8 protein-coding genes and 1 pseudogene are annotated in these 9,671 nt (G+C 45.2%); 7 read left to right on the top strand and 2 right to left on the bottom strand.

The window, feature by feature from the left end:
* Positions 1-314: 314 nt before the first annotated feature.
* Positions 315-599, top strand: a pseudogene (locus AACT18_RS12990) (YdcF family protein); the annotation flags it as partial.
* Between the two features lie 84 nt (positions 600-683).
* Here AACT18_RS12990 and AACT18_RS12985 read toward each other — a convergent pair.
* Complete coding sequence (locus AACT18_RS12985; protein ID WP_026028832.1) at positions 684-1,262, bottom strand: thymidine kinase; 579 nt, start codon at positions 1,260-1,262, stop codon at positions 684-686.
* Positions 1,263-1,382: 120 nt separating this feature from the next.
* Positions 1,383-3,158, bottom strand: coding sequence for an aspartate--tRNA ligase (gene aspS, locus AACT18_RS12980; protein ID WP_094143638.1), 1,776 nt, complete (start codon positions 3,156-3,158; stop codon positions 1,383-1,385).
* A 276-nt stretch (positions 3,159-3,434) separates the two neighbouring features.
* Here aspS and AACT18_RS12975 point away from each other — a divergent pair, with 276 nt between their 5' ends.
* The 6 genes from AACT18_RS12975 to AACT18_RS12950 all read left to right on the top strand — a co-directional run bounded on the left by AACT18_RS12975 (position 3,435) and on the right by AACT18_RS12950 (position 9,603).
* Complete coding sequence (locus AACT18_RS12975; RefSeq protein WP_094125562.1) at positions 3,435-4,301, top strand: DUF72 domain-containing protein; 867 nt, start codon at positions 3,435-3,437, stop codon at positions 4,299-4,301.
* Between the two features lie 100 nt (positions 4,302-4,401).
* Positions 4,402-5,145: a carboxy-S-adenosyl-L-methionine synthase CmoA gene (cmoA, locus tag AACT18_RS12970; protein WP_094125561.1), complete on the top strand. Its 744-nt coding sequence runs from the start codon at positions 4,402-4,404 to the stop codon at positions 5,143-5,145.
* A 94-nt stretch (positions 5,146-5,239) separates the two neighbouring features.
* Entirely contained in the window at positions 5,240-6,211 is a 972-nt protein-coding gene (cmoB, locus tag AACT18_RS12965) for a tRNA 5-methoxyuridine(34)/uridine 5-oxyacetic acid(34) synthase CmoB (RefSeq protein ID WP_094125560.1), read from the top strand.
* 139 nt (positions 6,212-6,350) lie between these two features.
* Positions 6,351-7,103 (top strand): ATP-dependent zinc protease family protein, encoded by a 753-nt coding sequence (locus tag AACT18_RS12960; protein ID WP_094125559.1) that lies wholly within the window; start codon positions 6,351-6,353, stop codon positions 7,101-7,103.
* A gap of 14 nt (positions 7,104-7,117) precedes the next feature.
* Positions 7,118-8,623, top strand: a complete 1,506-nt coding sequence (locus AACT18_RS12955; RefSeq protein WP_017044665.1) for an inactive transglutaminase family protein — start codon at positions 7,118-7,120, stop codon at positions 8,621-8,623.
* A 2-nt stretch (positions 8,624-8,625) separates the two neighbouring features.
* Positions 8,626-9,603 carry an alpha-L-glutamate ligase-like protein gene (locus AACT18_RS12950; protein WP_019280854.1) on the top strand — a complete coding sequence of 326 codons (978 nt, stop codon included), beginning with the start codon at positions 8,626-8,628 and terminating at the stop codon, positions 9,601-9,603.
* The last annotated feature ends 68 nt before the right edge of the window (positions 9,604-9,671 follow it).

Genomic DNA, 9,671 nt, shown 5'->3' with positions numbered 1-9,671 from the left:
ATTCTATAGAGTGCTGATACTTAATTGGATTATGGCTAGTAATGAAATTTATTCTCGATAAATGGCAGTTCATGCGGCCTTAACCGAGTAATAAGAGAGTGGCAGCGATAGCAAAATAGTGAAGAAACATCACTCTGCTTGCATTGATTTGTTGGCGTGAATGTCACTTACGATGATTTTTAGCAGTCAGCTGCGAAAAATACTCAACACCCTACGTTTCAGGGCATTAAGTTTGTATTTAGTTCACTGTAAACAGTGTGAGGTAGATAAAGAAAAAGGCCAGAAACTCAGCTTCTAAAATCCAAGAGATCACTGCGCAACGTATTATTTTGGTTCAAAAACCCTTCATGGAACGTCGTGCCTACGCCACATTTGTTCAGCAGTGGCCAGCCCCATTTGAGTCATTAATGGTGACCTCTAGCGGAGAGACATTTTTCGATTATCTTGATGAGGATTTCACCGTTGATGTTGTACTGAGTGCGCTATTAGACGATTTTGTGCGAGTCCGCGACTACCCAGCACAAGGATTTCAGATTGAGCAAACGCTCCCAGACGATGTGACACTTGCTTACCAAGTTCTGAGTCAATTTGAGTGGTAACACAAGTTGTGGGGCATACAAAATAGATAGGGAGGCTTAAACCTCCCTATCGAATAATTTGTTCAAGGCGCAGAAGTAATGAATTTACTTACCCAAGGCTTCTTTATAGTGCTGACGACATACCGACACGTATTTATCGTTACCACCAATAGAGACTTGATCACCTTCGGCAATCGCCACTCCATGTTCATCGGTGCGAATGACCATGTTCGCTTTACGGCCACAATGACAAATTGTTTTCAATTCCACCAGCTTATCGGCCCAAGAAAGTAGATATTTACTCCCTTCAAATAGCTCACCTAAGAAATCGGTACGCAAGCCATAGCACAGTACCGGAATGCCGATTTTATCGACCACTTCAGTCAATTGATAGACTTGATCTTTGGTTAAGAATTGGCACTCATCAACCAAAATGCAGTGACGCTTTTGTTGCTCGTGCAGTGCGTTGATCTCATCATACAAATTCGTTTCAGCGGTAAAAAGCTGGGCGTCTGATTCCAATCCTATTCTTGAACTTACTTTACCAACACCATAGCGGTCGTCGATGGCAGCGGTATAGATCACGGGCGTCATACCACGCTCTTGGTAGTTGAAAGAAGATTGTAGAAGAGTGGTTGATTTACCTGCATTCATCGCAGAGTAATAGAAATACATTTGAGCCAAAAGAGAGATTCCTGTCACTAAGTCAATTGGCGAGAGAACAAGGTTCACTCAAATAAAAAAGGATAACCCTACGCGGGGGCAAAAAAGAGGGTGACTTTCGCCACCCTGTTACCGTTGCGTTTATTGCGCTTTTTCTTTTGCGACCGTCACCGCAATCGCCAACTCTTCGAGCGACGCTGGGTTAGCCAGACTCGGTGCATCCGTTAGCAAGCAAGCGGCTGCGGTTGTTTTAGGGAAGGCAATCACATCGCGAATATTTTCCGTACCACACAACAGCATCACCAAACGGTCAAGACCAAATGCAAGACCTGCGTGTGGTGGCGTACCAAATTTCAGCGCATCCAATAGGAAGCCGAATTTCAGTTGTTGCTCTTGCGCATCAATACCTAAAATATCAAACACCACAGATTGCATTTCAGCATTGTGAATACGCACCGAGCCACCGCCCACTTCATAGCCGTTTAATACCATGTCGTAAGCATTTGAATTTGCAACCGCTGGGTTGGCTTGCAGCTCTTGCGCGGTTAAGTTAAGTGGCGCGGTAAATGGGTGATGCATAGCATGCAAGTTACCTTCGTCATCTTCCTCAAACATTGGGAAATCAACAACCCATAGTGGAGCCCATGAATTTTCATTGGTGATCGCCAGATCTTTACCCAATTTCAAACGCAGCGCACCCAAGGCTTCAGTCACCACTTTTATTTTATCGGCACCAAACAAAATGATGTCGCCAGACTTAGCGTGAGTGCGTTGTAAAATACCTTCCACAATGTCAGCCGAAAGGAATTTCGCGACCGGAGATTGAACGCCCTCTAAGCCAGCAGCGCGGTCATTGACTTTCATCCACGCCAAACCTTTCGCGCCATAAATACCAACAAACTCAGCGTAGCTATCAATTTGCTTACGAGTTAATGCCGCGCCACCCGGTACACGAATAACCGCCACGCGTCCTTTAGCATCATTAGCTGGGCCAGAGAAAACATTGAAATCCACATCTTTTACAAGGTCTGCAACATCAACCAATTCCAGTGGGTTACGCAGATCCGGCTTGTCGCTACCATAGCGACGCATCGCTTCGCTGTATGGCATCACAGGGAAATCGCCTAAGTCTACATTTAGTAACTCAAGCCACATATTGCGAACCATTTTTTCAGTCACTTCACGCACTTGGTCGGCCGTCATAAATGACGTTTCAATATCGATTTGAGTAAATTCTGGTTGACGGTCAGCACGTAAATCTTCATCACGGAAACATTTTACGATTTGATAGTAACGGTCAAAGCCTGACATCATCAGCAACTGTTTAAACAGTTGTGGCGATTGAGGAAGTGCATAGAAACTGCCTTTGTGCACACGACTTGGCACTAAGTAGTCACGAGCCCCTTCCGGCGTTGCTTTCGTCAAAACTGGCGTTTCAATATCGAGGAAACCGTGTTCATCAAGGAAGCGGCGTACAAAGCTAGACGCTTTAGCGCGCAGCTTAATACGATCACTCATTTCTGGACGGCGTAGATCTAAGTAACGATATTTTAGACGTTGCTCTTCTGAGTTCTTTTGGTTGAAATCCAGTGGTAAAACATCACTGCGGTTGATAATAGAAATCCCACTCGCGAGAATTTCTACTTCGCCAGTCGCCATCTCTTTATTGATTTGACTTTCTGGACGCGCGCGTACTTCACCAGTTAGCTTAATGCAGAATTCATTACGCAGTTGATTAGCTACTGCAAATACATCCGCCATATCTGGATCAACCACCACCTGAACGATGCCTTCACGATCTCGCATATCAATAAAGATAAGACCGCCTAAATCACGACGGCGATTAACCCAGCCGCACAACTCCACAGTTTGTCCTGCGAGGGACTTGTTCAGGTGACCACAATAATGGCTACGCATAATGAATTTCCCAATCTCTAATTAGTTATCAATTCTAAGCCGCTCAGCGTCATTATCTGAGCAGCGCAAAGTTCCATTTATACGCTGAAAGATGTGCAAAATCGACCTTCCAGAATACAATTTGTTGTGTTTTATCAAGGGTTGCTGCTTTTTAAATCAATAATCAACCAAAATAGCAACACCGCTGAGAAATTGCGGCTGATTATAGCGTTAAAATACCAAAATCATCAAAACTCTCGTAGAGTATTTATTTTTAGTAATGGATGAAAGGTCAGTATGATGAATTTACCACTGCGACTCGGCCTTACCATGTGGTCACACGCGGGCTGGCAAAGTACGTTTTACGGCGCGGGAACGCCTGCTGCGCAGCGTCTTGAAAAGTATGCGAGGGTTTTTCATACCGTAGAAGGCAACACTACTTTCTATGCGTCACCTTCCATGAACACAGTGCAGAACTGGCGCGCCGCCACTCATGATGATTTTCGGTTTACGTTCAAACTGCCCAAAGCTATTACCCACGAACATAAGCTCACTGGCTGCCAAGATCAGTTAAAAAATTTTATGATGCTCATGGAGCCTCTGCACTCTCGTGTTGGATTATGGACCATCCAACTGCCAGCTACTTTTGGCCCACAGCACTTAGAGCAGTTGAAAAAATTCTGCGCCTATTTTCCCGCAGGTTTTCCACTGAGTGTTGAAGTGCGGCACCTTGAGTTTTTTGCTAAGGGAGAAGCTGAAAAAGCGCTTAATCAATGGTTAGTTGAATCGTCGGTTGACCGAATCATTATGGATAGTCGTCCTATCTTTTCGGCCAAACCGACGACCGACGTCATCATTGATGCTCAGAAAAAGAAACCTAAAGTCCCTGTTCACGCCATTGCCACGGCACAAACGCCGATGATCCGTTTTATCGGCCACCCAGAATTAGAGGCCAATTACCCCTTTTTTGAAGCGTGGATGACCAAACTGCCACATTGGATCGAACAAGGAAAACAACCTTATCTTATGGTCCACACGCCAGACAATATTGAAGCCCCATTATTAGCCGCCGAGCTATACCAACAGCTGCAACAACGACTCACATTACCTACATTGACAACATTTCCAGCCCAAGATGACCAGCACCAAATCACCCTATTTTGATGATCGCGTGCGAGGTTAATGACACGCGCACACTTTTCTCTTAGAATGTGCGCCTTTTTTAAGGTAGCGCGACGGTCAGCATTGCTTTTTACGCATCGCCATGAGGTACATTATGAGCCATCATAAAGACATCATTTTTTCTGCTCCAATCGATAAAATTGGTGATTTTACGTTTGATGAACGAGTTGCTGAAGTCTTCCCTGATATGATTCAGCGCTCTGTGCCGGGGTACAGCAATATTATCTCTGCAATCGGCATGTTAGCTGAGCGCTTTGTTAAGCCACACTCTACTATTTATGATCTGGGTTGCTCTTTAGGGGCGGCTACGCTTTCGATGCGTCGTCATATTCACCAAGAAGGTTGTAAAATTGTAGCGGTTGATAACTCGTCCGCCATGGTTGAACGATGCAAGCTGCACATTAACGCCTATCGTTCGGATACGCCTGTCGAGGTGATTGAAGCCGACATCCGTGAGATTGAAATTCATGATGCCTCAGTGGTGGTGCTCAATTTTACGCTGCAATTTCTATCGCCAGAAGATAGGCTCGCACTGCTTGAAAAAATCTACGTGGGTCTTCGCCCCGGTGGCATACTGATTTTATCTGAAAAGTACATTTTTGAAGATGAAACGGCGCATGATCTGCTAATTGACCTTCACCATGATTTCAAGCGAGCCAATGGTTACAGCGAATTAGAGATCAGTCAAAAACGCAGTGCGATTGAAAATGTGATGCGCCCAGACTCCATCACAACACATAAAGCTCGCTTTAAAAAAATTGGCTTTTCAAGCTATGAAATGTGGTTCCAGTGTTTCAACTTTGGTTCAATGTTCGCCATTAAATAATAGAATGCCGTTTTGGCTTTTTTCCCTAGAAGGCCCAAAACCTGACCAGCCATTTATCTAGGATCTTTTTACCTCATCTAGGAATACGCTTTGCATGTTTAACTTTGCCAATTTTTATCAACTGATCGCTCAAGATACCCGTCTCCAACCTTGGCTAAACGTTTTGCCACAACAGTTGACGGACTGGCAAAATGCAGAGCATGGCGACTTTGACCGCTGGGTTCGTGCGTTAAATAAAATCCCCTCGGGTACACCTGATCTGATTGAGCTCAAACAGTCAGTCACTCTCTCAAATAGCACACCGCTGGCGTTAGGCGAACAGAAAAAATTGGAAAGTTTGCTTAAAACTTTTCATCCTTGGCGCAAAGGACCCTATCACTTACACGGTATCCATATCGACACTGAATGGCGATCCGATTGGAAATGGGACCGCGTATTGCCCCACATTTCACCGCTGAAAGACCGTTCCGTGCTGGATGTTGGCTGTGGTAATGGTTATCACATGTGGCGTATGCTTGGCGAAGGTGCTCGCCTGTGTGTGGGTATCGACCCTTCGCACCTGTTTTTAGTGCAGTTTGAAGCGGTGCGTAAACTATTGGGTGATGACCAACGTGCTCATCTTCTGCCACTAGGCATTGAACAATTACCCGAATTGAATGCCTTTGACACCGTATTTAGCATGGGTGTCCTATACCATCGACGCTCACCGCTAGATCATCTGATCCAATTGAAAAATCAGTTGGTCGCAGGGGGCGAATTGATTCTTGAGACGCTGGTGATTGAAGGCGACGAAAATGCTGTTTTAGTACCTGTCGACCGCTACGCACAAATGCGTAACGTCTACTTTTTCCCTTCCGCAAAAGCGCTCAAAGTGTGGCTTGAGAAATGTGGTTTTGGTGACGTGCGTATCGTTGATGAGAGCGTCACCTCCGTTGATGAACAACGGACAACTCAATGGATGACGCACAACTCATTACCCGACTATCTTGACCCAAACGACCCAAGCAAAACCGTAGAAGGGTATCCCGCACCACGACGCGCTATTTTGGTAGCAAAAAAACTATAATTGACACAGTTTTAACGCTTGGCTATGCGTATAATACTACCCTTGTCAAAGGATGCCGTACGCATCCTTTTTTATCAGCTAAATTTTGTTAGCTAAACTTCGGTTTATCCGTATTCATTACAAACACATAAGGTCGCAAATGTTTAAGTCTGTAGCCCCCGTCATTGCCATTGCCTTACTGTCAGGTTGCACTCTAACCAATGGTGAACAATACCACCAAGCTACCCTCGCAGCGATTCAAGCTTCCGAATCGAACCTCAGCAACACAATGACCAACCTTGAGCTTCAGCTAAGTAACCAGACTGATTACATTGAAAGCCTTGAAAACCAAATATCAAAACTCGATCGAAAACTAACAAAACTTAAGCAGATCACGACCAATACCCAACAAAAACGTGTAGAAGCAACCAGTAATGATGATGTGATAATTCCAGTCGCTACACCCTCTATTCAAAAATCACGCTATGACGTCATTTTAGGTGAAGTCGAAAAAGTCACGATTGATTCGATCAAACAAACCTTTGATGCTCGAGTTGATACAGGGGCCGCCACCTCTTCACTCAATGCGATTGATATTGAAGAGTTTGAACGTAATGGGAAAAACTGGGTGCGCTTTCATCTTTCCGATGGTGATAGAGCAACAGACGAGAGTAACTGGATTGAATCACCCATTATTCGCTACGTTAAAATTCGCCAATCGACCAACGATGAGATGGAACGCAGAGCCGTTGTTGAGCTGTGGGTAAAATTAGGCAGTATTCACGAAAAAGCACAGTTCACCTTGGCTGATCGCTCTCAAATGAGCCATCCTATTCTTCTAGGCCGCGAGTTTATTCGTGATATCGCGTTAGTCGATGTCAGTCGCAAGTATATCCAAACCGAAACTAAATAGTAGCAAGGACATTTATGACGTCACGAGTTCCATTTTATCTATCCGTTTTATTGCTGATAGTGGCAGGAATCACACTGAGTGTAGTTCGCCACCAAACTTATGGGGTGCCATGGACACCCGGGGAAACTCGCCAAATTTGGGATATTGAAGCACGTGTTGAATTCAATGCGTTAGGCAAAGAAGCCAAAGTCTCTTTAGCTGCGCCTCATACTCAAGATGGATATACCTTGATCAATGAATCGTCATCATCACCAGGTTATGGCGTAGCTTACGTTACGACTGACACGGGCAAACGTGTTGAGTGGTCAATCCGCAAAGCAACTGGCCCACAAACGATTTACTACAAAAGCCAATTTTTAGTCGATCCTCAAGCGAAAGCGGCCCCTATCCCCCCCATCGGTGATGTGGTCAAGCCAACCTTTGACGGCCCAGAAGAAGCAGCGGCTATCGCATTAATTGAACGAGCGAATCAACGCTCGGCGGATAACATCACTTTTACCCGCGAACTGATTAAAAATCTCAATGACGCCGATAGCCAAAACGCCTCTTTGCTGCTTAATAAAATGAGCAAAGTGGACGCCACACAAAAACTGCTGTCATACTCTCAAATTCCCAATAAAGTCGTTGGTGTTATTCAGCTCGAAGATGGTCGCCGCCGTCAAACGATTCAACACATGAACGAAATATGGAATGGCGATCAGTGGGTACTTTTTAACCCTGAAACGGGTACGCAGCCCAACCACCCTAACCTACTGGTTTGGGATGAATCCAACGTTTCACTGCTGGATGTCACGGGTGGGCAAAACAGCCAAGTTCACTTCACTATGCTGTCTCAAGACGTTTCACCTCAAACGGCAACCAATAATAAAATTGAGGCCGACAAACTCTTAAACTTCTCTATTCACAGTTTGCCGCTTGAAGAGCAAGCGATGTTCAAGACCATCATGTTGATTCCTATCGGCGCATTAATTGTGGTGTTCTTGCGGGTGATTATTGGGCTAAAGACCTCAGGTACTTTCATGCCGGTACTGATCGCCGTGGCGTTTGTTCAAACTCAATTACTGACAGGTATCGTGGGCTTTCTGCTTATCGTCGGAACAGGTTTGATCATTCGTAGCTATTTATCGAAATTGAACCTGCTACTGGTAGCACGGATATCGGCGGTCATCATTGCGGTAATACTCATCATCTCTGTCTTTACCGTCGTTGCCTTTAAGATCGGCCTCACCGAAGGGTTATCCATTACCTTCTTCCCGATGATCATTCTCTCTTGGACCATCGAACGCATGTCGATTCTGTGGGAAGAAGAAGGAGCAAAAGAGGTGATTTTACAAGGTGGCGGCTCGCTCTTTACTTCCATCTTAATCTACTTAGCAATGACTAACTCTTATGTGCAACACCTAACCTTTAATTTTATTGGCTTACAGCTGATCGTATTGGCTGCCATTCTGCTATTAGGGACCTATACTGGATACCGTTTAACTGAACTTCGCCGTTTTAAACCGTTAGCCGAGGAGTAAAGATGTTTTCATTATCCGAATACACTTCTCCATTTAAGCTACGTCGTAAAGGCATTATGGGCATGAACAAGCGCAACCATAGCTACATTGGTCGCTATAACGATCGCTCAAAATACCCATTGGTTGATGATAAGTTACAAACTAAATTGATTGCGCAGCGTGCGGGTTGTACTGTGCCAAAACTGATTGGTGTGATCAGTAATCAAGCGGATGTGAAGTCGATCCATGCCATGGTTAAAGAGTGGCCGGGCTTTGTGATAAAACCTGCACGCGGAAGCGGTGGTAAAGGAATTTTAGTGATTATGTCGCACAAGGATGGTGTGTACACTAAACCTTCTGGTGCGACCATCAACCAGCAAGATGTTGAGCGCCACATCAGTAATGCCTTGGCCGGACTATTTTCACTAGGCGGTAAAAATGATGTTGCTGTGGTTGAAAACCTAATTAAGTTTGACGATTGTTTCGAAGGCTTTAGCTATGAAGGTGTGCCTGATGTACGCATTATTGTCTTCAAAGGCTACCCCGTCATGGCGATGATGCGCCTTTCGACTTCGGCTTCTGATGGTAAAGCCAACTTACACCAAGGCGCTGTTGGCGTAGGTCTTGATATTGCGACAGGAAAAGCAGTACGAGCCGTGCAGTTTAATTTACCCATCACTGAGCACCCAGATACCGGCAAAGAGCTCTCAACGCTGCAAGTACCACATTGGAAGAAGCTACTCACCTTAGCCTCTAGCGCTTGGGAAATGACCGGCCTTGGTTATATGGGAACCGACATGGTGTTGGATAAAGAAGAAGGACCAATGGTACTTGAGCTTAACGCTCGCCCAGGGCTGGCTATCCAGATAGCCAATGGCGCAGGGCTGCTACCACGCTTGCAGCATATTGAAAGTTTAGGTACGCAACTTATCTATCCCAGCCCCGAAGAACGCGTGGCTTATGCCGCAAAGCAATTCGGTTCAGGTGAGGTAAGCGAGTAACTCTCACCCAATTTAATCACTAAAAAGCCCAATCTCTATCAGGAGTATTGGGCTTTTTTATTAGCGAT

It is taken from the genome of Vibrio sp. V04_P4A5T148 (assembly GCF_963875605.1).
GTDB classification, from domain to species: domain Bacteria; phylum Pseudomonadota; class Gammaproteobacteria; order Enterobacterales; family Vibrionaceae; genus Vibrio; species Vibrio anguillarum.
Note: the sequence above shows the minus strand (reverse complement) of the source record. Positions and strands in the feature narration are given on the sequence as shown.